Below are 24378 nucleotides of genomic sequence, written 5' to 3' on the forward strand. Positions count from 1 at the left end.
AGGCATCCGCTGCCGACACCTTCAGGAGACACCACATGCGCGTTGTCGTCACCGGCGCTTCGGGCAACGTCGGCGCCGGCGTGCTGCGGGCGTTGGCCGCACAGATGCCCGACGCCGAGGTGGTCGGCATCTGTCGGCGCCCACCCACGACGGGTGAGAAATACGAACGGGTGCAGTGGCATGCCGTGGATCTGTCGTCGCCCACCGCCGCAGCCGAACTCGAACCGGTGCTGCGACGCGCTGACGTGGTGATCCACCTGGCGCTGGCGATCCAGCCGGTGCGCGACACGGATTACCTCTACCGCGCCAATGTGCTTGGCACACAAGCTCTTCTTTCTGCAATGACGGCAGCGGGAATCCGACAACTCGTGTACGCCTCCAGCCTTGGCATCTACGCCCCCGGCCGCGGGGAACCCGTTTCGGAGGACTGGCCGGACACCGGCCAGCCCGCCTCGACGTACAGCCGGCACAAGGTGATGGTGGAGCGGATGCTCGACCGGTTCGTCGAAGAACATCCCGAGACGGTCGTGGCACGCTTCCGTCCCACCGTCGTGGTGCAGCGCGAAGCAGCCTGGCTGATTCGTTCGCTCTACCTCGGTCCCCTGGTGCCCCGCGCCGCCTTCGAACTCCTGCGTCGCGGTGCGGTGCGTCTTCTCCCCCTGCCCAGGGGCATCGCGCTGCAGTTCGTCCATGCCGATGACGTCGGCGATGCGGTGATCCGGATGATGCAGCACCGTGCCCACGGTTCGTACAACATCGCGGCGAACGTGCTGGACAGCACCGCGCTCGCCGCCCTGGTCGGGGCACAGGCCGTCGGCGTCGACCCGCGGATGATGCGGACGGTGGTCAGCGCGCTCAGCGCGAGCCGCGTGGTGGCGCTGACTCCGGGCTGGTACGACGTGGCCACCAATTCACCCGTCATGGACACGTCGAAGGCCCGCCGCGAACTCGGGTGGGCCCCCACGCGGACGTCGGCCGAGAGCGCGATGGAACTCCTCGACGGAATGGCTGAGGGCGCCGCGGGCACGAGCGCGGCGATGGGCTGGAGATCCGAGGAGCGACGCATGACACCACAGACGATCCGGCGGATACACGACGGCTCCCTGTTGCTGTGGACCACTCTGGCCGTCGCCCGTGCGCTCGGCTTCGGCGCTGCCAAAGTTCCGGAGGCCGCGGCCGTCGCCGTCAACCTGGCCGCCGGCACACCGATGGCGTTGGAACGTGTCGTCGAACGCCGCCGCGACCCCGTCGCGATACTGGCGCCGCTCGCCGTCGTCGCAGCGCTGACGACCACCGTCCGTGGCGGATGGGCGCCGGTCGCCGCCACCACGGCCCTCAGCCTGCTCGCCGCGGCCGAACGCCGCCGGGCCTCACGGATGGGAAAACATGAACACACAACACATTGACTCTCAAGTGGTCGTCGTCATCGGCGCTTCGAGCGGGATAGGGCGGGAGACCGCGTTGCACTACGCCAGACGCAATGCCGCCCTGGTGCTGGCGTCGCGCTCAGAGGACGCCCTACAGGACGTCGCAGACGAGTGCAGATCGGTCGGCGCCATCGACGTGGTGGTGCAGGCGACGGACATCGCCGCCGCCGACCAGGTACAGGAACTACTCGACGTCACGATCGAGCGATTCGGCCGGGCGGACATCGTGGCCCAATGCGCGGCCATCACCGCCTTCGGCCGCTTCGAGGACGTGCCGGCCGACGTCTTCGACGACGTGGTGAAGACGAATCTCCTCGGCGCCGCCAACGTGGCGCGCTCGGCACTGCGCCACTTCCAGGAGCGGCGCTCGGGGCACCTGGTTCTGGTCGGATCACTCCTGGGAACGATCGCGGTGCCATATCAATCTCCCTACGTACTCAGCAAATTCGCGTTGAGTGCGCTCGTTCGGGTGTTGCGACAGGAGAATCGTCATCTGCCGGAGGTCCGGATCCACGGCATCTACCCGGGACCGGTCGACACTCCGGTGTACGGGACGGCGGGGAATTACTCCGGCCTCACCCCGCGGGTGCCGCCGACCGCAGACGCCCCCGCCGTCGTCGCGGCCGCCATCGTGCGCGCCACTGACAGGCGGCGCTCCAGCGAGCGTCAAGTCGGTCTGCTGAACTGGCCGGCGATCGCCGCCTTCCGGTTGATGCCGGCGGTCTTCGATGCCCTGGTCGGGCCGTTCGTCCGTGCCGCCTCCTTCGATTCGGGCCCCAGCGACGCCAGCGCCGGGAACGTGCGGTACGCGCCGAGTGCCGTCAACCCGCGCGAATCGGCATGACCCTGATCTGAGGCCCCTTGCTCTCTGACGGCCGCAGAGGAACAGACGAAGCCGCCCGGACCGTGGTGTCACGGTCCGGGCGGATCTGAGTCGAACGACTCAGAAGTACGTCGTCGTCGTGGTGCTGGTGCCGTTGTCGCAGGCGATGGTCACCGTCCAGTTCCGGAACCGCGGAACCGCAGGCACGACCCTGAGGTCGTACTTCGAGTTGGCCGGCAGTGCGAAGGCGCGGTTGAAGTTCTCGGCCGTGTAGGTGCACTGCGACGAGACGCCACTGCGGTCGGTGATGTGAGCCACGAAGCCGCCCAGCACCGGGTCGAACGACACCGTCGGCCCCAGCTTCGGCGCGGGCGGAGGAGGCGGCGGATCGTTGGGCGGCGGCGGGGTGGATCCATTCGCGCAACCGGACACGATCACCTTGGCGCCCTGCTGATTCTGCAGCTTGGCCGTGGCCTTGCTTTGCGCGGCGGCAAGCGACGGGTCAGATGCCCCGGTCATCTCGCCGTAGTCGTTGGAGGCCGCCGCCGCACACTCGTTCGTCGCGATCACCTGCGCGACGCAGTGGCTGCCGCCGTTGCTCACACAGTTCGACAGCGCACCCTGGGCGGCCTGGTCCTGGCTGGCACCGATGGAAGAACCGCCGGCCATCGTGACGGGCGGATTCTCGCTGACGAAGCCGATGGCGAGCGCGATGTGCTGATCGGCGGCGCTCGCCGGAGCGGCGGCGCTGACCATGCCGACGCCAGATGCGAAGGCAGCCAGGAAGATCAGCGCTGCGGTACGGGTGCGGCGGCCGGCTGCGTCTCTTGAGATGGTCATGTTGTCCTCCGATGGAAGTGAGCCGATGTTCGGACCCTCTTGGGCTACTCGAATACTCGGCGTCACGACGCGGCGGGGTAATCGCCTCGAGGGCAGACTTCACCGGAGGGTGGGAAGGGTTTCCTATCCGCTGGGCAAGGGTCTCATCTGGGCAGACTCGCTCGAGGCGATGACGCCGTTCGTCGATAACGGTTGTCCAGCAACCATTTCGGCTTGCTGTCGGCCGGCGACTACCAGTTGCTCGGCGAGTAGTCCTTCAGGAAGCAGCCGTGCAGATCTTCGCCGGCCTCGCCGCGGACGATGGGGTCATACACACGGGCGGCGCCGTCGACGAGGTCGAGCGGGGCGTGGAAGCCCTCTTCGGCGAGCCGCAGTTTCGTCGGATGTGGCCGCTCGTCGGTGATCCATCCCGTGTCGACGGCGGTCATGAGAATGCCGTCCTGCTCCAGCATTTCGGCGGCGCTGGTGCGGGTGAGCATGTTCAGCGCGGCCTTCGCCATGTTGGTGTGCGGATGCCCCGGCCCCTTGTACGCGCGGCTGAACTGCCCCTCCATCGCGGACACGTTGACGACGTACGTGCGGCGCGCGGGTGAGGCGGCCATCGCCGGGCGCAGGCGGCTCACCAGGATGAACGGCGCAGTCTGGTTGCACAGCTGGACCTCGAGCAGTTCCATCGCGTCGACCTCGTGCACGCGTTGGGTCCAGCTGTTGACCGACGCTGTGTCGGGCAGCAGCCCACCCGCGTCGATGGCGGTGCCCGCGGCGATCCGCTCCGGGGACGCGCTGCGAGCGGCGAGAGCGAGTTCCGTGACCGGAGGGCAGGAGCGACGGGGGTACCGCCCAGCCGAAGGCGAGGGGGCCGACCCGGGATCTGACGGGGCATGGGGGGCCGGGTGCTCGGAGAGGCTCCCTGCGAGTGCGGCCGGATGGGCGTCGCTGACGCGGTCGAACGTGATGACGTCGACCAGTGAAGGCGCCGGGGTCCGCTCCGCCTCGACGAGTGCCGCATAGGAGCCGGGGGCGCGGCGCACCGTCTGGGCGGCGTTGTTGATCAGGATGTCCAGCGGGCCCTGCGCGGCGACGCTGTCCGCGAGCGCGACCACCTGCGCGGGGTCGCGGAGGTCGATGCCCACCACGCGGAGCCGGTGCAGCCAGTCGGCGCTGTCGGGCATCGCGGAGAAGCGGCGCACGGCGTCGTTCGGGAATCGGGTGGTGATCGTGGTGTGCGCCCCGTCGCGGAGCAGTCGCAACGCGATGTACATGCCGATCTTGGCGCGACCACCGGTGAGGAGTGCGGTCCTGCCGGTCAGGTCGGTGCGGGCGTCGCGCTTCGCGCGGTTGAGTGCGGCGCACGCCGGGCAGAGTTGGTGGTAGAACGCGTCGACCACCGTGTAGCGGATCTTGCACATGTAGCAGGCCCGCGGCCGGAGCAATGTGCCCGCGGTGGCGCCGACCGCAGCCGACACCAGCGGCAGACCCTGCGTCTCGTCGTCGATGCGGCCGGGCGCACCGGTGGCGGTGGCGGCGGTGACGGCCTCGTCGGCGGCCGCCACTGCATCGCGCTTGGCGTGCCGGCGGGCCTTCCGTACCGACTTGAAGATGCTCGCCGTCGCCCGGCGCACGGCCACGGCGTCGGGATGCTCGGGGGGCAACGACTCGATGTCGGCCAGCACCTGCAGGCACATGTCGAGCTTGTCCGGGTCGATCGCGTTCACCAACAAAGAGTACTGGTCGGAAACCGCGGGTCCCGCACACGCACGACGCGGCCGAATGGCCCGTCGCCCGTCAGGTCACATGGGCCGAGTAGATTCGGGCGTCCCATCCGGCGAGTTCGAGGCACGACGACAGCATGGTGACCGGGGTGTCCGGCATGTTGCCGAGCAGCAGTTCGGCCGCAGTCCATTCCCGACCGACATCGACGGTCCGCCGATCGCGCCCGCAGTTCGCGATCACGAGGATCCTCATCGCCGGGGTGGTTCTGGTGTAGGCCCAGATCTGCGGATCCTCCGCCATCAGCGGTGTGAAGTCGCCGTCGACCAGGACGGCCGACTCATGACGAAGCCGAATGAGAGCTCGGTAGTGCGCGAAGACCGAATCAGCCGAATCGACCTGGTTCTCGGCGTTGAGCCAGACGTGGTTGGGGTTGACCGGCAGCCAGGGATCACCGTCGCTGAATCCAGCGTTGCGATCTGCGTTCCACTGCATCGGCGTCCGGGCGTTGTCACGGCTGATCTCGGCCATACCGGCAAGCGCAACCGCCTCGTCGTTGCCGAGTTCGAGCACATTCCTCAGATAGTTGACCGCCTCGATGTCTTTGTGGTCCTCGGCCGTTCGGAACGGATAGTTGGTCATCCCGAGTTCCTCGCCCTGGTAGACGAAGGGGGTGCCCCGCATCCCGTGCAGAACCGTCGCGAGCGCCTTGGCCGATGCGGCCCAGTGGTCCGGGTGGTCGTCGCCGAACCGGGACACCACGCGCGGCTGGTCGTGGTTGTTCCAGTACAGACTGTTCCAGCCTGTTTCGGCCAAAGCCGCCTGCCATCGATGCAGCGATCGCTTCAGGACGACGAGGTCTAGCCCGATGTAGTCGAACTTGTCCGAGGGGCTCTGGTCAACCGACATGTGCTCGAACTGGAAGACCATGTCGAGCTCGCCGCGTGCCGGATCGGTGTACAGCCGTGCTTGTTCCGGCGTCACGGCGGGCATCTCTCCGACAGTGAGGAACTCGCCGTCGCGGCTTCCGAAGACCTCGCAGTTCATCTCGGCGAGATAGTCGTGGACGTGCGGCCCGTTGGCGAAGAGGTCGATCGCACTTGCGAATGTGCGCCCCGGCTGGGGTGCGGCGTCGGGCAGTCCGTCGGCCTTGGAGATGAAGTTGATCACATCCATGCGGAAGCCGTCGACTCCACGGTCGAGCCACCAGCCCATGACCTCGTGAACGGCACGCCGAACTTCGGGGTTCTCCCAGTTGAGGTCGGGTTGCCTTCGGTCGAACAGATGCAGGTAGTACTCGCCGGTGGCCTCGTCCAGCTCCCACGCCGAACCTCCGAAAACCGACGCCCAGTTGTTCGGTTCTCTTCCGTCGCGAGGCTCCCTCCACACGTACCAGTCCCGTTTCGGGTGGTTTCGTGACGACCGGGACTCGACGAACCAGGGGTGCTCGTCGGAGGTGTGGTTCACCACCAGATCCATCACCAGCTTCATGCCGCGTTCGTGCACCCCGGCCAGCAGGGTGTCGAAATCGGCGAGGGTGCCGAACATCGGATCGATGTCGAGGTAGTCGCTGATGTCGTAGCCGTTGTCCGCCTGCGGCGAACGGTATACCGGCGACAGCCAGATCACGTCCACCCCGAGCTTGCGCAGATAGTCGAGCCGCGCGAGGATGCCGACCAGATCGCCCATCCCGTCACCGTTGGAGTCGACGAAGCTGCGTGGGTAGATCTGGTAGACGACGGCGGACTTCCACCACGCGGCTGACGTCACGGTCGTTCGCCGATCACGTTGCGATACACCGATACATATTTGTCGACCATGGCTGTGACCGTGAACCGCTGCGCTGCGTGTCCGGCGATTCCGTGCCGGTCGAGCCCACCTGCGGCCGCCACCGCGGTCACCGCCGAATTAATGTCGTCGACCAGGAAGCCGGTGACGCCGTCGACGATCAGCTCGCCCATCGACCCCCGCGAGTTCGCGATGACCGGTGTGCCACAGGCCATCGACTCGACGACGCTGTAACCGAACGGCTCGTCGAAGTCGATCAGGTGGAGCAGGGCATGCGCCCCTCCCAGCACCTCGGCGCGCTCGGATGCAGCGACAGCGCCGAGGTAACGCACACGCTCACCGTCTATGTGCGGCGCGACCTCGTCGCGAAAATACCGTTCGTCCTGAATGATTCCGGCAATGTCGAGCCGACGCCCACACCGGCGGGCGACCTCGATCGCGTGCGCGGTGCCCTTGTCGGGGTGGATCCGCCCGAAGAACAGCAGGTGCTCACCGGGGCTCGGGTGCACCGCGAACGCGTCGATGTCGATGCCGTGATGGATGGTGGCGGCGTAGCGCAGATCCGGGTGTCGATCGGCGTCGCTGATCGACACGTAGGCGGTGGTGCGGTCGTAGCGCTCGTACACGGGGACGATGTGGTGCGAGGAGAACCCGTGGACGGTGGTGATCACCGGTGTCGCGACGAGCTCACTGTAGGTCAGCGGCAGGAAGTCGAACCCGTTGTGGATGATGTCGAACTGGCCCGCCCGCTCGAACACCGAGGCGATGTGCAGGCACTCTGCGACCTTGGGTTCGATCGTCGCGTCTTCGGACCAGCCTGATCGCGCGGTGGCATGCAGCTGCGCCGTCGTGATCGAGTCTGCGGTGGCGAACAGCGTCACCTCGTGGCCGGCCGCGACGAGGCCTTCGGTGAGCAGCGAGGCGAACTGCTCCCATGGCCCGTAGTGACGTGGGGGCGTCCGCCAGGCGATGGGCGAGAGCACAGCTATTCGCAGGGGACCGCCGGCACAGGTCTGGGTAGGAATGCGACCAGGCTACGCGGACTCCCGCCGGTGAGCCGCCACGTGCTGGTGGCGCCGCGTCACCGACTCCGTCGGCCCCGCGTGCGTTTGGCCTCATACATCGCCTGGTCGGCGTCGCGCAGAAGCTGGTCGGCCGTTCTCCGATCCGATCGGCCGACCTCGACCACTCCGATGCTGGCGCCGATCGGGCCCTGCGCGGTGGGGACGGCGAGCGCCGCGTGCAGACGGTTCACCAGGTCGTCGAGATCGGCGGACGTCGCAGCCCGACATACGAGGACCACGAATTCATCACCGCCCCAACGTCCGACGACGTCGTCGGGAGCGACGGTGCGCCGCAGCCGTTCTGCGGTGGTGCGCAGCACGTGATCTCCGGCCTCGTGACCGTGCGTGTCATTCGTCGTCTTGAGGTGATCGACGTCGATGAAGAGCACGGCCCGCAACCGGACGTCGCCCGAGTCCCCGCTCAGAGCGTCATTGATTCGCAGGAGCACCGCGGCGCGGTTGGGCAGGGACGTCAGACCGTCGTGAGTGGCGAGGAATTTCATCTCCTCGGCTTCGGCACGTTGCGCGGTGACATCGGTGAAGGTGATGAGCATGTCCGAGCGCCCCGGCTTGTCGGGATCGAGCAGCCGACAGCTCGACAGGATCCAACCCCTGCCCTGCGGGCGGTCCCACCCGTACACCAGGTTGTCGAACGACACACCTGTACGCAGTACCGCGAGAGCCGGACGGTCCTCTGGCGCGATGTTCACGCCGTTCTCGTCGTAGAACGGGCGTTTCTCGGTCGCCTCGAAGAAGTTGACACCCACGAGGTTCGCCCCTTCAGGGGCGCCCAGGATTCGCAGTCCGGCGGGGTTGATGGATTTGATGGTGCCGTCCTTGTCGGTGACGATCAACCCCTCGATCATCGACGTGACGACGGCTTCGAAGTGCTGTTCCGCGCGGTGCAGTGCCGTCAGGTCACAGCACACCAGGACGTATCCCTCGGCCATCGTCGCGGCGGAGACCCGCACATCGAGGATGTGGCCGTCGGCGGAGCAGTGTTGAGCCTGGACGACGCCGCCGGACGCGACGATCAAGGCAGGCCTGAGATCTGCGCCGACCGCGGCGGCGATGGGCAGTCCCACCGCGTCGGCCGCGCAGCGCCCGTAGATGGCCTCGGCCGCCGGGTTCCAGCTGGTCACGGTGCCGTCTGCGGTGGTGCCGATGATGGCGTCGCTGACGTGGTTGACGAGAGCGGCCTGGTTTCTGAGCGCCGCCTCGGCGGCGTGCCGCACACTCACGTCCCGGGTGATGATCTGCCATGCGTCGGTGTCATCCGACCCCAGTTTGACCGCGACGACCTCGACCGCGAGCGTGGTGCCGTCGCTGCGCTTCATCTCGGCCGGGAGGTGCGGCGAGCAGTCGCCGCGGTTCACGACGCCGACGAGATCGGCGAGCATCGGGACCAGCGACTCGGCCGTGACGAAGTCGCTGATCGGGCGGCCGACGAGCTCGGCGCTCGTATCGGCCCCCATCAGTCGCACGCCGGCCGCGTTGACGTAGATGACGCGCCCGGCTGCAGTCACGCAGATCCCGTCGGGGCTCTGTTCGACCAGTTGCCGGTACCAGTGCTCACCCGACCGCAGCAGCTTCCCGTCGGCCCCTGGCGCGAGCATCGACGGGGGCAGCGGGTCGGACATAGATCACCAACGTACCTGGCACCGCTTTGCCAGGATAGACACGCGCGAATATCGTCAGGATAATCTCCGCTGCTGGGCCGCGATTCCGCGGCCGTCACCGGCACCGAGGGGCAATTGCTCACACCCCTACGTCCGTCAGCCAGCGAAGAACAGGTGGCGCGACCCGGTCGACCGCCGACGCGGCCACGATCCAGTGCGGCAGATCAGGATGCACCTGATGCTCGGCGCTGTAGCGCTTCGCGATCCGGCGCGAGATCCACGACGCGACGTTGCGGTCGGCACCGCCGCTGACGCACAACACGGGACACGTGACATCCGCCGCCCTCACCCGGGTCGGGGCCGCCCCGAACGACATCTGACGGAAAACGCGTCCGGAGTCGCGAACCAGCTCGGGGATGAGCTGATCCTGCTCGGCCGGCGGAAGCGTCACCAGCGGCACGTTGCGCATCGTGCGCGGACTGGGCAGGAACGGGCGGCCACGCAGCAATGCGGGAAGGATCGGCAACAGATACGGCGTCATCCGCGGCTGAGTCCACAGGATCCCCGGCGGCACGGATGCAAGGAGCACGAGCGCGACGGGTTCGCGCGCCGCGGCGATCTTCTGAGCGAGGAGACCGCCCATGCTGTGACCGATGACGATGGCCGGTTCGCCGAGTGCGTCATAGGCCGCCGAAGCGACTGCGAAGCATTCCGGGATCCCCGTCCGCGTCAAGGTCGCGTCGTCGGAGGGGTCTCGTCCGGGCAGCGTCGGCGTGACCACGCGGTAACCGGCGGACTGCAGGACGTCGACCCACGGTCGCATGAGCGCCGGCTTGCCGAATACGCCGTGCAACAACAGAACCGGCGGCTTCGTGGTCATCGGCATGTCACCCTGGTGCTTCGCGTTCTCCTGCACAAAGGCAGTGTCGCGGATCGTGGTGCGCCGCGCCATTACATGAGAGGTAATGGCGGTCGGCCCCTGGGACGACGCCACCGCGGCTACTGCGCCAGGTATCCGCCGTCGACGGGCAGCACCGCGCCGGTGATGAACGAGGCGTCGTCGGAGGCGAGAAAGACGATGGCGCTTGCGACTTCGTCGGGTTCGCCGAGACGGCCCATCGGGTGCATGCGTTCGATCGCCGCCAGATACTCCGCGCCACCCGGCTCGTCCGGAATCCGCCTGACAGCGTCGGTCCGGATCGTTCCGGGGGCCACGGCGTTGACTCTGATTCCCCGGTCGGCCCATTCGACGGCCAGGTGTTTGGTCAGGCCGGTGGCGACGAACTTGGCGGGCCCGTAGGCCGCCTGCCGCTTCTGTCCGGCCAGTCCGGAGATCGAGGAGAGGCAGACGATGGCGCCGCCACCGGTCGGCAGCATCGCCTCGATCGCGAACTTGCAGGTGAGGAACATGCCGCGGCCGTCGATGGCCATCACGTCGTCCCAGTCGGCGGCCGTCATCTCCAGCACGTCGCCGAGCGGGATGACGCCGGCGTTCGCCACCAGAACGTCGAGCCGCCCGAAGCGCTCGACCGCCGCCTCGATCATCCGCCGGGCATCCTGCTCGATCGAGACGTCGCCGATGACCGTCTCGACCTCGGCGCCGGCGTGCCGCAATTCGTCGGCGAACGCCAGCAACGGCTCACCCTGAACGTCGGTCGCGACCAGACGCGCGCCCTCGCGTGCGAACAGCTCGGCGGTCGCCCGGCCGATGCCGAATGCCGCGCCGGTGATCACCGCGGACTTCCCGACGAGGCGTCCTCGTCCCTGGGCTGTATCCGGGTCACTGATGGTCACGCCCGAAGCGTACGGGTCTGTTCGGCGCCAAAGCCCGCGAATCTGCGTTGGGACCGTCACTATTCAGGGACGGCATCGGGTCCCGGCCGGTGCACCCGCGTCCGCGGAGAGGTTTGGTCGACATGCATGTTGTCGTCATCGGAGGTGGCCCCGCCGGTGTGTCCGCCGCACTGCACGCCGCCGGGCTGGGCGCGGAGGTCACGCTCATCGAGCGGGCGCGAGTCGGTGGAACCGCGCTCAACAGCGGTCCGGCACCCGTACGCACCCTGGCTCGCGCCGCGAGGCTGGTGCGGGACTGGAACTCCTGGGAGAGATTCGGTCTGCACGGGCCGCGACCCGAGGTCGACCTCGCCGCGACCCTCGGCAATGCGCAGCGGGTGGCCGACTATCTGTACGAGCGCAAACGGCTTGCAGACCACATCCGCTCCGCCGGAGTCGATCTCGTCGAGGAGGCCGGCGACGCCCGATTCGTCGACACCAACACCGTCGCCGCGGCCGACGGGCGCAGATGGACCGCCGATCGGGTGATCATCGCCGTCGGCGGCAGGGCCGGGCGACTGCCGATTCCCGGAGCCGAACTCGGCCTGACCTATGAGGACGTCCGCAGCCTGACCGCCCTGCCCGACCGGGTCTGCGTCATCGGAGCCGCGGACACGGGTTGCCAGCTCACGTCGATCCTCGCCGACTTCGGGTCCGACGTCACGCTCGTCGAGTACGCGCCCCGCATCGTGCCGCGAGCCGATGCCGACGTCTCGGCCGCGCTGGAGCACGCTTTTCGCGGCCGTGGGATCAGCGTCGTCACCGGCGCTGCCGTGCACCGGATCGAAGCGCTCGCCTCCGGTGTGCGCGTTCTCTACCGCGTCGGGGACGAGGAAGGCACGGTCGACGTGGACGCGGCGTTCTTCGCGGTGGGATGGCCCGGCAACGCGGATCTCGTCGACGCTGCCGCGGCCGGTCTGGTCACCGAGCGCGGCTACGTGGTGGTCGACGAACACACGGCCACGAATGTGCCGCACATCTTCGCCGCCGGTGATGTCGACGGGAACAGCATGGTCATCAGCAGCGCAACCCTCGAAGGCCGGGTCGCGGCCGAGAACGCGGTGCTCGGCCGGCATCGCAAGGTGGTGCATGAGATCGTCCCCGGCGGCAGTTTCACCGACCCCGAATACGGCAGCGTCGGGCTCACCGAGGAGCAGGCCCGCGCACGCTATGACTGCACTGTGGCCGTGGCCCGTTATGAGGACATGCTGCGGCCCGTCGCCGACGGACACCCGGAAGGGTTCTGCAAGTTGATCGTCGAGACCTCGCGTCGGCACATCGTCGGCGCGCACGTGCTCGGCGAGTACTCGGCCGAGGTCATCCAGATGGTGGCGGCCTGCATGGCGGCGGGGATGCGTGTCGAGGACGTCGCCGAGTTGCAGTTCGCCTTCCCCACGTTCACCGAAGGAGTCAGCCAGGCCGCGCAGATGGTGGTCAGCCGGCTCGGCGTCCGTCCGGTCCCCCATCTGTGGACCCGCCTGAGCTCCATGCCGTCGGACCTGGAGTAGCCGGATGGTCCGTCAAATGGTCAGCGTCGCGCTCTGGTGCTGCATACCGGCCAGGCACCCCAGCCCTGCTTCGCCCGAGTGATCTCGGCGATCGCGATCTGCTCTTCTCGAGTGGCCAGGTCGGCCCGCGGCGCATAGCGCAGTCCGCCGTGGCCCTCCCAGGTGCTCTGCGTGAACTGCACGCCGCCGTAGAAGCCGTTGCCGGTGTTGATGGCCCAGTTGCCGCTTGATTCGCACGAGGCGAGTGCGTCCCATGTCGCGCTGTTCCTCACCGGCGGCACCTGGGTGCCCGGCTTGGCACCGACCCGGTGTACCTGCGCCAGGGCGGGTGTCACGACATTGTGAGCGACCAGCCGTCGGCCGACCTCACGCCCGTTGACCGTCGAGACGGCAAAGGTGACGTCCTGGGTGCCCGGCCTTCCGCGGTCCTCGACGACGCGGCGGCTGAGGTTCATCGTCGGGTCGTGGATGCGCCGCAGCGGCGCATGCAGGGCTGTGCGTGCGGCGACCTCATGGGTCCTGATGCGGGTCACCACGATCCGCATGCCCGCGGCGACCGGCGTAGACGCCGGGGGCACGACCTTGTCGTCCTGCTGGAGCGGCGCGCCGGCCGCCGCCAGCAGATGCCCCACGGTGGTTGCCGCCAAGCGTCGATCGCTGGCCATGCCGCCGTCGATGATGTGCACCTGTTTCGGGCTCACCAACGGCAACGCCGCGCCGGCCAACGGCAGGCGGCTGGCGCGAGACATCGCAACGGGCGCATGGTCGCTCATCGACAGCCGGCCGAGTGCCTCGTCAACGGTCAAGGCAGTCGTCCACACCTGCTTGCCTGGTTGACCGTCGATCGAAACCTGCAGCGGGCGACCACGTCGCAGCACGATGGTGTCGGACTGACGGATCCGCTGATCGGTGCCTGGCTGGAGCTCGTCGTGCTCGCCCACGGCGTAGCCGTTTTCCCGCACCACGTCGATCACGCGCGACTTCATCGTCGATACCGTCATCGACGCGTCGTCGACCGACAGCGTGACGCGCTTGTGCACCGCCACGGCGTAGCCGCCGGCAAGCATCAAAGCCGACAAGAGTGCGCCGACCAGCGCACGTTGCACCGTCGATGTGGCGGTGGTCGTTCTAGCCTCGTCCTCGGCCGTATCGGTGCGTTCGGCGTCGTCCAGCAGGGTCACGGCCTTCTCGGCCAGGCTGTTCGTCGTCCCGCTCAGCGCGACCCGGCCCAGCCTCAGCACCCCCGCGGCCCGGCACAACACCAACGCCTGCACGAAAAGCGGTGTCAGCGCAGCCAAGTGCCGCCTACGGAACCGTGCGATCTCTCGATGGTCCGGGGCCTGCCCTGCGGCCAGCCACCGGAAACACGCATCGTCGACACACTTGCGTTCGATCTGCCGCGACGAGCGCACGCCGGTGGTGTAGCCGTACAACAGGACGCCCAACAGCAGACGCGGATCACATGGCGGCGTGTCGCGCCCGTCGGCGTAGGCGGCCCGAATGGGGGCGAGTTCCAAGTGCTCGTCGACCAAGTCCGCAATCAACCGGGCCAATTGCTCGGACGAGATCCCGCCGTTCAGCGACAGCGCCGATCTCCGAAGATGGGGGGATACCCGAAATAGTCTGTTCGACAGAATATTTCGACCCCGCGAGACGCGCATCTGCCCGCTCACCAAGATCTACCTCGAACAATCCACCGGCACGGAGTTCATCAGCCACCAATCATGCCCCCCAACCGATTCCCAGCCGATCACCCCGCCCGGCGTGTTGAGCGCCGAGACCGCAGGGTCGCCATGCCGATGGCGCCGGCGAGGATGGACAACGCGAACGCCAATACCCAGTTGCCGAACCGTTGGAACGGGGTGGTGTGCGAATCGAGCGGGACCTCCACCACGATCGTCCCGCGTTCGATGGCGGGGTACCAGGCGAGTTGTCGGCCTCGCGCGTCGAAGACAGTGCTGATTCCTGACAGCCCGGTGTGAACCGCTGGGTGCCCCACCTCCGCGGCGTGCACCGCGGCCTGGCTGGCCAACTGCGCCTGCGCCCAAGTTCCCTGGTACGTCGAGGTGGAGCTCTGATACACCAGCAGCTGCGCGCCGCGCTGCACCTCCCGGCGGGGAAGGTCGGAGAAGGTCGTCTCGAAACTGATCAGCGGTCCGATCGCGAGCCCCCCGACGGGCTTTTCCGGGTCAGCACCCGCCGGCCCTCCGGTGTGCAACACAACCTGTCCACTGCCGCGCCGTCGGTCCTCGGCCGCCGCCTCGGTGTGCCGGGTGGCCCAACCGAGCAGCGGCCGCAGCGGCACGTACTCGCCGAATGGCACCAGCCGCGTCTTCGAATACGCGCCGCGCGATCCGTCCGGTCCGATGAGGACCGACGACTTGGAGATTCCGCCCGCGCGGTCACGGGCGTCGACGTTGACGAGCAGATCCGCACCGACCCGTCGGGACAGGGCCGCCAGGCGCGCCATGGCCTCCGGCCGCCCGATGAGATCGACCCCGACGCTGCTCTCGCCCCAGACGACCACGTCGAGCCGCCGGCCCGCGAGAGCCGCGGTCAGCGCTTCACCGGCCGCCTGACGAGCGAAGGAGTCCTCGATGTCGCCCGGCTGAACAAGCGCCACCCGTACCGTCGACCCGGCCGCAGGAGCCGGTCCCAGCCAGAACCAGGCCGGACCGAGCGCCGCACATGCCACTGCCACCGCTGCCGCGTTGACGCGGACGGAGACGCGCCGATGCAGGATCGCACCGGCGATCGCGGTGTTCGCGCCGACGATAACGAAACTGGTGAGCCACACGCCGCCGAGTGAGGCCGAGGCGAGCGTGGCCGGCTGGTTCCACTGCGACGCGCCGAGCAATGCCCACGGACCACCCAGGCTCGGCCACGATCGCACCGCCTCGGCCACCACCCATGCACTGGGCGACACCACCATGGCCGCGAAAGTCCCGCGGGCCGTGATCGGTTCGCGCAGAAGCAGATACGCGGCCACACCCCACGGCATCCACAGCGCCCCGAGTCCGATGGCCAGGACGATCAGCAGCGGCCCGGCACTCGGCAGCAGCCAGTACTGGGTCGCGGATACGTAGCCGGCCATACCGCAGCACGCCCGCAGAGCGGCCGCGCGGGCGGTCGGCGCCGCACGCACCACCAACAGCAGCGGGACGATGCCGAACCACGCCAGCCACCACCACGACGGCGCGGGGAACGCAAGCGCCGGCAGCGCGCCAGCGAGCACTGCCGCCGCGAGGCCTGACCACGTTCGGCTCAAAACGCGCACCGCCTATGCGTCACTCGACGTGCCCGATCCCGTCGGCTGGTCGATCGCACAACCCCAGTCTGCCGGGCGCCGGGCGCGTTACGGTGGATCGACCATGCAGGTCTTGACCGCTCCTGCGAGTTTCGGTCACTCGGACTGCGAGCGCATCTTCGGCGCGGCGCTGGCGCAGCCCGTGCTGGCCGTCACCAGCCTGGCCTACGTTGCGGCCGGAATGGCCGTGCTGTGCTGGGCCAGGCGGTGGAGGGCACCACTTGCCGGTGCCGCCGGAGTGACCCTCGTGGCGGTCGGGGCAGGCAGCTTCGCCTTCCACGGGCCCCAGCCGTCCTGGGCCGAGCCCGCGCACGACTGGCCGATCGTCGCCGTGGGTGCGGTGTACGCCGCCGCGCTCGCCCGGAACCGGCGCCCGGGTTGGCGGTCGCTCGGGGCGAGAGCGGCCGGGGTCTTCGCCCTGGGACTGGCCGCCTACACCGCAGGACGCTCGGGATCACCGTTGTGCCGACCCGACAGCCTCTGGCAGTTCCACGGCGCCTGGCATGTCCTCTCTGCCGCTGCGGCCGTGCTGGCCGCCCGCGCCATGGCGCCGGGGCGGGCACCGTCGGACATGTCCTCGTGACGTCGAACCGGGCCCCGGCGGCGCTGCGCGGGACGAAGCAGCATGCCGGCCGGTCGCCGAAGTCTGAAACCCGCAATTTGCGAAATTGAGATCGTCAGCAACGTTGGCAGGGTCTAATTACAGAGCACGAACAGCACCAATTATCTGACGCGTCAAATATCAGCAAACGCTGGCGGACAGAGGAAGCGGCATGAACACCACCAAGATGATGACGCACACCGTCGCCGGGGCGTTGATCTCGGGCGCCATCGCGGCGGCTGGGTTGGGACTGGGCGCAGGTTCCGCCGCCGCCGAGAATCCCGCCGGCAGGTGGTGCCCAGGCCAACCGGTTCCGCTAGGGCCGTTGGCGGACTTCGGCTGGGACGACAACGTCTGCCACGACTTCTGGTACGTCCCCTTCGGGGAAGGCAACGTCCCCATCACGAACATCCCCACCGGCGAACCGGTGAAGAGCCATATTTGGATCGGTTCCCCACCCGGGCGGACGCCGCCTCCACCGCCCGCACCACCGGCACCGGGTTCTTACTGCGCGACCAACCCGGTTGGATGCCATTTCTTCGGCCCATATGGACCGGGCTCATAACCGCTTGAAGAGATGGCGCCGGGTCAGCGGCCCCATGAACGCCCGAAACGAAACCAGGTCAGAGACTGTGTCTCGGTCTCGGCGTTGCCGCAGCCTATACAGACGTCGGCGGTGGGCTGCACATCGCCCATTACAAGAACGGTAAGTACACGGGCACGGTTGAGTCGGGCGAAATCGCGATCAGCCCAACTCCACGGACCGGGCTAAGACTTGTACAGCGGGCCCGGTCTTTCGTCCTGGCCCGCGTCGTTTGTGGAGCTGCCGGGAATCGAACCAGACGCTGAAACGCGATGAGCTGGGCGAACGCCTCAGACCACCCGCCAAACGACGCAAACTGACTCGAAGCCCGGACAACGTCCCGATGACCGGAAGGCAACCGTCGGTGAAAGCGTCTCGCCCCTTAGCGTCAAGAGATCACCGCCGCCTCGAGGTGCGACACCACTGCGCGGCTGGAACGCCTCAAGCGAGGAGGAGTGTCGTCATTCCCAGGGAGCTTCGTCTGATCGACGGCCGCCGGCGATCGGTCGAGCCGATGACCGACCAGGTGGCAGTCAACCGGGAAGCGCTTCCGGCGGTGCCGCCGAAACGGGGACCCCGACGTGAGCGCATCGTCGCCTCGGCACTCGCGCTCGCCGCCGAGGGCTACGACGCCGTCCACATGCGAACGGTTGCCGAACACGCGAAGGTAGCGACCGACACGGTGTACCAGCACTTCACGTCGAAGGACGACCTACTGGTTGCGGCGCTCGATCGCTGGCTCACCACCTTCGAACCGGCATCCGAATCCGGATCGCAACCAGTCACCGATCCGTCACGTCAGCTGTCCCACGTGCTGGACGTGCTCACCCGGCGGCTGTGGGGTAACCCGCTCTGCGCGGATGCGGTGATGCGCGCGTACCTCTCGTCCGCCAATTCAGCAGCATCAAACGTGGATCAGGTTCGCGACACCTTGACGCGCATCTTCACCTCGGCCATCAGCCCTCGTCCGGCATCGGCGGAGCGGACCGAGATCGCCGGCCTGGTTGCCGACGTATGGGTATCGAACATGCTCGCCTTGGTGCAGGGCCGCGCGACGACGGCCGAAGCAGGGCAACGTCTACTACGAATCGCTAGAGCGCTCAGCCGATCTGACAGCGGCGACAGCTTTCCTCCTGTTCGGTTCCCGTGATCGGGTATCGAGATGCCGGCGCGGTGCAGCAACCTGTGCGCGGGCACCCGTAGCGCTCCGCGCGACGACCTCCTCGGCCGCGTCGGCGATGTCGAAGAAGTCGATCCGGTCTTCACGCCGATCTTGTCGAACACCCGATCAGCGCCTCGACCGGAGCGTTGCCCGCACCGGCGCCGGATCAATTCTCCCTTCCCGGTTGAACATTCCTGGCGCCCCGAGGTGCCGCCATCGTCTTGACATCCACATCTCCGAGCGAGCCCTGTCCTATTTCGGCATTGTGAGCGTGCGCGAAGTGGTGCAGCCCGAACACCGAGTCGATTCCGTTGCGCAGACCCATCTGGTCCTCACATTGGTTGACCGCCTTCTTGGTGAGGGCCAACCCGAACCGCGGCATCGTCGCAATCCGCGACGCGAGCTCGAACGTCGCGCCTTCTAGAGCGTTCCTCGCCACGATCCGATTGACCATGCCGACCTCGTAGGCACGTCGAGCATCGAATCGGTCACCGGTGTAGAGGAACTCCTTCGCGAACCGCGGTCCGAGCACCCATGGGTGTGCGAAGTACTCCACGCCGGGAATCCCCATGCGAACGACGGGATCGGAGAAGAAGGCATCGTCGGCGGCGATGATGAGGTCGCAGACCCAGGCGAGCATGAGTCCGCCGGCGATACACGCCCCGTGCACCATGGCGATCATGGGTTTCGGAATCTCCCGCCAGCGCCGGCACATTCCGACGTAGACCTCCATCTCGCGGGCGAAGCGCTGGTCTCCCCCGGGCTTGTCGACGTGGTCCCACCACAACACCGCCCGGTTGTCGTAGGTGACGTGGTGATCCCGCTCCGGTGTGCCGATGTCGTGTCCGGCGCTGAAGTGGTCGCCCGCGCCGCCCAGCACGATGACGGCGACGTCGTCGTCCTCGACGGCCCGCTGGAAGGCGGCGTCCAAGGCGTAGGTCATGACGGAGTTCTGTGCGTTGCGGTACCGCGGTCGGTTCATCGTGATGACAGCGATACGGTCACTCACCCGGTAAGTCACTACGTCCTGGTCATCGAGCACCATGTCATCGTGGACCGTCCCGAACCCGACGTCATACGCGGCGTCCGCTGACCGGAAGTCGCCTACCTCACATCAGCGGCCGATGAAAGGCTTGAGCCATGACCACCGATCTCGAGATCCCTCTTCAGGAAGTGTCGACGCCGGCCGGAACGCTGCGCTACTACGACTCCGGTACCGGCAGGCCACTGTTGTTCCTGCACGGTTCTGGGCCGGGCGTCACGGGGTGGCGCAACTTCCGCGGTATCCTTCCCGCATTCAGCAGCGAATTTCGTTGCCTCGTACTCGAATTCCCCGGCTTCGGCGTGAGCGATGACCAGGGCGGGCATCCGATGGTCACCGCACAGGGTGTCGTCGCGCCCTTCCTCGACGCACTCGAGGTGGACCACGTCGACATCGTGGGCAACTCGATGGGCGGCGGGGTTGGGATCAACTTCGCCATCCACCATCCGGACCGCCTTCGGCGCCTGGTCACGATCGGCGGTATCGGGACGAACGTCTTCAGCCCCGGCCCCAGTGAGGGCATCAGGCTGCTGCAGGAGTTCACCGAGGACCCCACTCGTCAACGGCTCGTCGACTGGCTGTATTCGATGGTGTACGACCCTGAATTGGTGACCGACGAACTGATCGAGGAGCGCTGGCAACTGGCGACCGATTCCGAAACGCTGGCCGCAGCACGACGGATGTACGGAAAGGCGGCGTTCGCCCAGATGATGACGTTCATGCGCAATTCCGATGTGCCGTTGCCGTGGGCGCAGATGCACAAGGTGGCTGCGCCCACGCTGCTGACGTGGGGCCGTGACGACCGGGTCAGCCCACTGGACATGGCGCTGATCCCGATGCGCACGATCCCGAACGCCGAACTGCATGTGTTTCCCAATTGCGGCCACTGGGCGATGATCGAGGCGAAGGCGGCGTTCGAGGCCACGGTCCGGTCGTTCCTGCTGCGCAAGTAGCACGATTTCCGCGCGCGGACCGGAAGTCCGACTCATCCGGACTTCAGCAGGGCGAATCCTTTGTAGCCGGCGTCGGCAACCTCCGCGCAGATATCGAGGTAGACACCGAATCCTCCGATGAACAGCATGAACACCCGCGGCTTGCCGGGCACGTTCGCACCCATGTACCAGGAGTTGGCCTTGGTGAACAGCGTCGCCTCGGCGCGCCGCGCCAGCTCGGCGCCCCACTCGTCGACGGCCTGCTCCGTCGCCTCGATGGCCGCGTACCCGTGGTCGTCGAGATAGCGGATGCAGTCGGCGATCCAGTTCACATGCGCTTCGGCGTGCAAGACCATGTTGGCCAGCACGGCCGGCGCCCCCGGCCCGGAGACGACGAACAGGTTCGGGTAGCCGTCGACCCCTAGCCCTAGATATGTGCGTGGCCCGTCGCGCCAGTCGTCATTGAGCTTCTCACCGCCGCGCCCCGCGATCTCCATCTTGCCGAGTGCACCGGTCATCGCGTCGAAACCGGTTGCCAGCACGATGGTGTCGACGTCGTAGTGCGCGTCAGAGGTGTTGATCCCGTCCGCGTCGATCGACGTGATCGGAGTTCTGCGGACACTGACCAGTTCCACGTCAGGGCGGTTGAAGGTTTGGAAATAGTTGGTATCGGTGCAGATGCGTTTGGTGCCGATCGGGTGATCAGAGGGGATGAGCAGCTCGGCAACGTCGGGGTCGTCGATGACGGCTCTGATCTTCTCCTCGTAGAACTTGCGAGCTTCCTCGTTGGCCCTCGAGTCGATCATCTGATCCCGGAACGTCTTGGAGAACAGCACCCCGCCGAGTTGCCAGCGTCTCTCGAACGCGGTCCTGCGCTCCTCGTCGGACACCTCCATGGTGAGTTTCGGGTGCGCAATGTGCGGAGAGCCGCCGCCGCTCTGCCAGGAGAGCCGGCGCCGCTCGGCGTAGGTGGCCTTGACCTGCGCGACGTCCTCGGCGCTGAGGGGGCGATTACCCGCCGGCACGCTGTAGTTGGGCGTCCGCTGGAACACGTAGAGCTGTTCGGCCTGCTCGGCGATGATCGGAATCGACTGCACCCCGGATGATCCCGTGCCGATGACCGCCACTCGCCGACCGGTGAAGTCGACGCCTTCATGCGGCCAGTCGGCGGTGTGATAGATCCTGCCGCCGAAGCCGTTCAGCCCGGAGAACTGCGGAGTGAGCGCCGCAGACAGCGGGCCGGTGGCCATGAGGCAGAACCGGGCGCAGACCACAGCGCCGGTGTCCGTCGTGACCGTCCAGCGCAGCGAGTCCTCGTCGAGGACGGCCGAGGTGACTCTTGTGTTGAACGTGATGCCTCGGCGCAGATCCAGCTTGTCGGCGACCCAGTTGATGTAGCGCAGGATTTCGGCCTGGGTCGCGTACTTCTCAGTCCACGTCCACTCCTGCTGGAGATCATCGGAGAACGAGTAGCAATAGTCGACGCTTTCGACGTCGCATCGCGCACCGGGATAGCGGTTGTAGTACCAGGTGCCCCCGACGTCGGGCGCCGCCTCGAACACCCGAACCGTCAGACCCTGTTGCCGCAGCTTGTGGAGAGCGTAGAGGCCGGCGAAGCCGGCGCCGACGACCACGGCATCGACGGCTTCGGGCAGCAGGTCAGCGGTGGTGGCCACGAGAGTCGAAGGTAGGCGTCCGGCACGCGCGGAGGGTGAGCCCGTCCCGGTCACCGGACGTCGCGTTCATGGCGTCCCGGCCATCGGACTCGGGAGTCGCGAACCGCATGAACCGCCAGCAGCATCAGCGTTGTGTCTTCGCCACCCGAGTCTCGCAGCGTGAAGCTCACCGTGACCGATGTCATCGAAGAGAGCCACGACGCCCGCTCCCTGGTCTTCACCGTCGCAGAACACGAACAGCGTCGGCTGAACTACCGGCCCGGCCAATTCCTGACCCTGCGGGTGCCCGGCCGAGGCAGTACGTCGGTGGCCCGCTGCTATTCGCTGTCGAGTTCACCCCACACCGATCAGGTGCCCAAGGTGACGATCAAGCGGGTTGACGGCGGCTACGCATCGAACTGGTTGTGCGACAACGTCAATCCCGGTGACATCATCGAGGCGCTGCCCCCGTCTGGGGTCTTCACGCCAGCGGACCTCGACGCGGATCTGCTGCTGTGGGCGGCCGGCAGCGGTATCACCCCGGTGATATCGATACTGAAATCGGCGCTGGCTGAGGGCACCGGCCGGGTGACGCTGATCTATGCCAACCGCGACGAGCGTTCGGTCATCTTCGCCGAAGAGTTGGCTGACCTCGCTATCCGCCATCCCGACCGGTTGACGGTGATGCACTGGCTGGAATCCGTGCAGGGGTTGCCACAGCAGCCGCAACTCACCGGCCTCGCGCGCCGTCTCGGAAACGCCGAGTCCTACATCTGCGGCCCCACGCCGTTCATGGCCGCCGTTGCGGCCGCGCTCACGAACGCCGGTGTCCCACGCAGCGCCGTGCACACCGAGGTCTTCCTGTCGCTGACCGGCGATCCCTTCGCGATCGCAGAACCACCGGTCGTCGACCCCGCCGTCGATCGTGAGGCGGTCACCGTCCGGGTCGACCTCGACGGACAGCAGCACACGTTGCGTTGGCCTGCCAGGTCGACCCTGGTGGCCGCGATGTTGGCGGCGAATATCGATGTGCCGTACTCCTGCCGGGAGGGCCAATGCGGCTCCTGCGCCGCGACCCTGCTACGCGGCGAGGTCGACATGCCGACCAGTGACATCCTCGAGTCCGACGACGTCGAGGCCGGAACCATCCTCGGCTGCCAGGCGCGGCCGGTGTCAGACGACATACACGTCGAATTCTGACGCGCCGTCCATTCACCGGGATCAGCCCACACGTCGGTGCCCTTCGCGGTAGACCATCCAAGAGAGCCTCACGAGAGAAGGACACCTCATGACCGAGCGGGTAATCGACCGGGTGATGGAACTGGCCGACCAGTTCAAGGAGCAGGCCGTCGAGGCCGAGAAGCTCGGCCAGCTGTCGGAAGCCACCGTCAAGAACATGAAGGCAGCCGGATCGATCCGCCTGCTGCAGCCGGCCGAATACGCCGGGTTCGAGGTGCACCCCCGCGAGTTCGCCGAGACCGTGATGGCCACCGCGGCGCTCGACCCGGCGGCGGGGTGGGTCAACGGCGTGGTCGGCGTGCACCCCTACCAGCTCGCGTACGCAGATCCTCGAGTCGCACAGGAAGTCTGGGCCACCGATGTCGACACCTGGATCGCCTCACCCTATGCCCCACAGGGGGTGGCCAAGCCGGTCGACGACGGCTACTTGTTCAACGGCCGCTGGCAGTTCAGCTCCGGCACCGACGCGTGCGACTGGATCATCCTCGGCGCGATGGTCGGTGACGCCGACGGCAAACCGGTGATGCCGCCGCAGATCCTGCACATGATCCTGCCGCGTAGCGACTACGAGATCGTCGACGACTCGTGGGACGTGGTCGGTCTGCGCGGCACGGGGTCGAAGGACGTGATTGTTCGCGATGCGTTCGTGCCGGCATACCGCACGATGGACGGCTTGAAGGTGATGGACGGCACCGCGCAGATCGAAGCCGGCATGACGAAGACGCTCTACAAGATGCCGTGGTCGACGATGTTCCCCCTGGGGATCAGTGCCGCCACGATCGGCATCTGCGAGGGTGCGCTGGCGGCGCACCTGGACTACCAGCGCGAACGTGTTGGCGCCAACGGCACCGCGATCAAGGACGACCCCTACGTCATGTTCGCCATCGGCGACGCTGCAGCCGACATCGAGGCATCCCGCCAGGCGCTGCTGGCCAACGTCGACCGCGTCTATGACATGGTCGACGCAGGCAAGGAAGTCAGCTTCGCCGACCGTGCGGCTGTGCGGCGCAGCCAGGTGAAGGCGGTCTGGCGGGCAGTCGCCGCGGTCGACCAGATCTTCTCTCGCTCGGGCGGCAACGCACTGCGCATGGACAAGCCGCTGCAGCGGTACTGGCGTGATGCGCACGCCGGCGTCGCCCATGCCATCCATGTCCCCGGAACCATCTACCACGCCTCGGCGCTGAGCTCCCTAGGGGTCGACCCGCAGGGGCCGCTGCGGGCGATGATCTGACCTCTAGGACACAA

Annotated in this window: 19 protein-coding genes and 1 pseudogene; 8 read left to right on the top strand and 12 right to left on the bottom strand. The window is 67.4% G+C overall.

What is annotated here, in order from left to right:
• Nucleotides 1-35 precede the first annotated feature (35 nt).
• Both H7I41_RS08685 and H7I41_RS08690 read left to right on the top strand, forming a co-directional pair.
• Complete coding sequence (locus tag H7I41_RS08685) at nt 36-1406, top strand: NAD-dependent epimerase/dehydratase family protein (protein WP_264012160.1); 1371 nt, start codon at nt 36-38, stop codon at nt 1404-1406.
• Entirely contained in the window at nt 1387-2271 is an 885-nt protein-coding gene (locus tag H7I41_RS08690; protein WP_264012161.1) for an SDR family NAD(P)-dependent oxidoreductase, read from the top strand. The genes H7I41_RS08685 and H7I41_RS08690 overlap by 20 nt, the downstream gene beginning before the upstream one ends.
• Before the next feature lie 99 nt (nt 2272-2370).
• Here H7I41_RS08690 and H7I41_RS08695 read toward each other — a convergent pair whose 3' ends face one another.
• The 7 genes from H7I41_RS08695 to H7I41_RS08725 form a co-directional block, all read right to left on the bottom strand.
• Nucleotides 2371-3090, bottom strand: coding sequence for a DUF4189 domain-containing protein (locus tag H7I41_RS08695; RefSeq protein WP_264012162.1), 720 nt, complete (start codon nt 3088-3090; stop codon nt 2371-2373).
• 230 nt (nt 3091-3320) lie between these two features.
• Nucleotides 3321-4805 carry an SDR family NAD(P)-dependent oxidoreductase gene (locus tag H7I41_RS08700; RefSeq protein ID WP_264012163.1) on the bottom strand — a complete coding sequence of 495 codons (1485 nt, stop codon included), beginning with the start codon at nt 4803-4805 and terminating at the stop codon, nt 3321-3323.
• 70 nt (nt 4806-4875) lie between these two features.
• Nucleotides 4876-6570 (bottom strand): glycoside hydrolase family 13 protein, encoded by a 1695-nt coding sequence (locus H7I41_RS08705; RefSeq protein ID WP_264012164.1) that lies wholly within the window; start codon nt 6568-6570, stop codon nt 4876-4878.
• The gene (locus tag H7I41_RS08710; RefSeq protein ID WP_264012165.1) at nt 6567-7571 is read right to left on the bottom strand and encodes a glycosyltransferase family 4 protein; all 1005 of its coding nucleotides are present in this window, start codon (nt 7569-7571) and stop codon (nt 6567-6569) included. Before H7I41_RS08710 ends, H7I41_RS08705 begins: the two co-directional genes overlap by 4 nt.
• Before the next feature lie 98 nt (nt 7572-7669).
• Nucleotides 7670-9292 carry a sensor domain-containing protein gene (locus H7I41_RS08715; protein ID WP_264012166.1) on the bottom strand — a complete coding sequence of 541 codons (1623 nt, stop codon included), beginning with the start codon at nt 9290-9292 and terminating at the stop codon, nt 7670-7672.
• Nucleotides 9293-9410: 118 nt separating this feature from the next.
• On the bottom strand, nt 9411-10223 hold the full coding sequence (locus H7I41_RS08720; RefSeq protein ID WP_264012167.1) for an alpha/beta hydrolase: 813 nt from the start codon (nt 10221-10223) through the stop codon (nt 9411-9413).
• A gap of 47 nt (nt 10224-10270) precedes the next feature.
• Nucleotides 10271-11065, bottom strand: a complete 795-nt coding sequence (locus H7I41_RS08725; RefSeq protein WP_264012168.1) for an SDR family NAD(P)-dependent oxidoreductase — start codon at nt 11063-11065, stop codon at nt 10271-10273.
• Nucleotides 11066-11187: 122 nt separating this feature from the next.
• Between H7I41_RS08725 and H7I41_RS08730 the strand changes: the two genes are divergently transcribed.
• Entirely contained in the window at nt 11188-12612 is a 1425-nt protein-coding gene (locus tag H7I41_RS08730) for a dihydrolipoyl dehydrogenase family protein (protein WP_264012169.1), read from the top strand.
• Nucleotides 12613-12632: 20 nt separating this feature from the next.
• Here the strand turns inward: H7I41_RS08730 and H7I41_RS08735 are convergent, their stop codons facing one another.
• The 3 genes and pseudogenes from H7I41_RS08735 to lnt form a co-directional block, all read right to left on the bottom strand.
• A complete protein-coding gene (locus tag H7I41_RS08735; RefSeq protein WP_308214598.1) occupies nt 12633-13718 on the bottom strand; it encodes a resuscitation-promoting factor in 1086 nt (361 codons plus the stop codon).
• Nucleotides 13719-13925: 207 nt separating this feature from the next.
• Nucleotides 13926-14273: pseudogene (locus H7I41_RS08740) on the bottom strand (transposase); the annotation flags it as partial.
• Between the two features lie 89 nt (nt 14274-14362).
• A complete protein-coding gene (gene lnt / locus H7I41_RS08745; RefSeq protein ID WP_372503707.1) occupies nt 14363-15889 on the bottom strand; it encodes an apolipoprotein N-acyltransferase in 1527 nt (508 codons plus the stop codon).
• Nucleotides 15890-15983: 94 nt separating this feature from the next.
• On the opposite strand from lnt, the gene H7I41_RS08750 reads away from it, so the two are divergent.
• Together H7I41_RS08750 and H7I41_RS08755 are read left to right on the top strand one after the other, a co-directional pair.
• Entirely contained in the window at nt 15984-16502 is a 519-nt protein-coding gene (locus tag H7I41_RS08750) for a hypothetical protein (protein WP_264012171.1), read from the top strand.
• A gap of 1115 nt (nt 16503-17617) precedes the next feature.
• The gene (locus tag H7I41_RS08755; RefSeq protein WP_264012172.1) at nt 17618-18253 is read left to right on the top strand and encodes a TetR/AcrR family transcriptional regulator; all 636 of its coding nucleotides are present in this window, start codon (nt 17618-17620) and stop codon (nt 18251-18253) included.
• Between the two features lie 178 nt (nt 18254-18431).
• Here the strand turns inward: H7I41_RS08755 and H7I41_RS08765 are convergent, their stop codons facing one another.
• A complete protein-coding gene (locus H7I41_RS08765; protein WP_264012173.1) occupies nt 18432-19310 on the bottom strand; it encodes an enoyl-CoA hydratase in 879 nt (292 codons plus the stop codon).
• Between the two features lie 95 nt (nt 19311-19405).
• Here H7I41_RS08765 and H7I41_RS08770 point away from each other — a divergent pair, with 95 nt between their 5' ends.
• Nucleotides 19406-20260 (top strand): alpha/beta fold hydrolase, encoded by an 855-nt coding sequence (locus tag H7I41_RS08770; RefSeq protein ID WP_264012174.1) that lies wholly within the window; start codon nt 19406-19408, stop codon nt 20258-20260.
• A 32-nt stretch (nt 20261-20292) separates the two neighbouring features.
• Here the strand turns inward: H7I41_RS08770 and H7I41_RS08775 are convergent, their stop codons facing one another.
• Complete coding sequence (locus H7I41_RS08775) at nt 20293-21915, bottom strand: flavin-containing monooxygenase (RefSeq protein ID WP_264012175.1); 1623 nt, start codon at nt 21913-21915, stop codon at nt 20293-20295.
• Between the two features lie 123 nt (nt 21916-22038).
• Here H7I41_RS08775 and H7I41_RS08780 point away from each other — a divergent pair, with 123 nt between their 5' ends.
• Nucleotides 22039-23094: a ferredoxin--NADP reductase gene (locus tag H7I41_RS08780; RefSeq protein WP_264012264.1), complete on the top strand. Its 1056-nt coding sequence runs from the start codon at nt 22039-22041 to the stop codon at nt 23092-23094.
• Nucleotides 23095-23182: 88 nt separating this feature from the next.
• Complete coding sequence (locus tag H7I41_RS08785) at nt 23183-24364, top strand: acyl-CoA dehydrogenase family protein (protein WP_264012176.1); 1182 nt, start codon at nt 23183-23185, stop codon at nt 24362-24364.
• Nucleotides 24365-24378 lie beyond the last annotated feature (14 nt).

It is taken from the genome of [Mycobacterium] manitobense, from assembly GCF_025821665.1.
Lineage (GTDB): Bacteria > Actinomycetota > Actinomycetes > Mycobacteriales > Mycobacteriaceae > Mycobacterium > Mycobacterium arseniciresistens.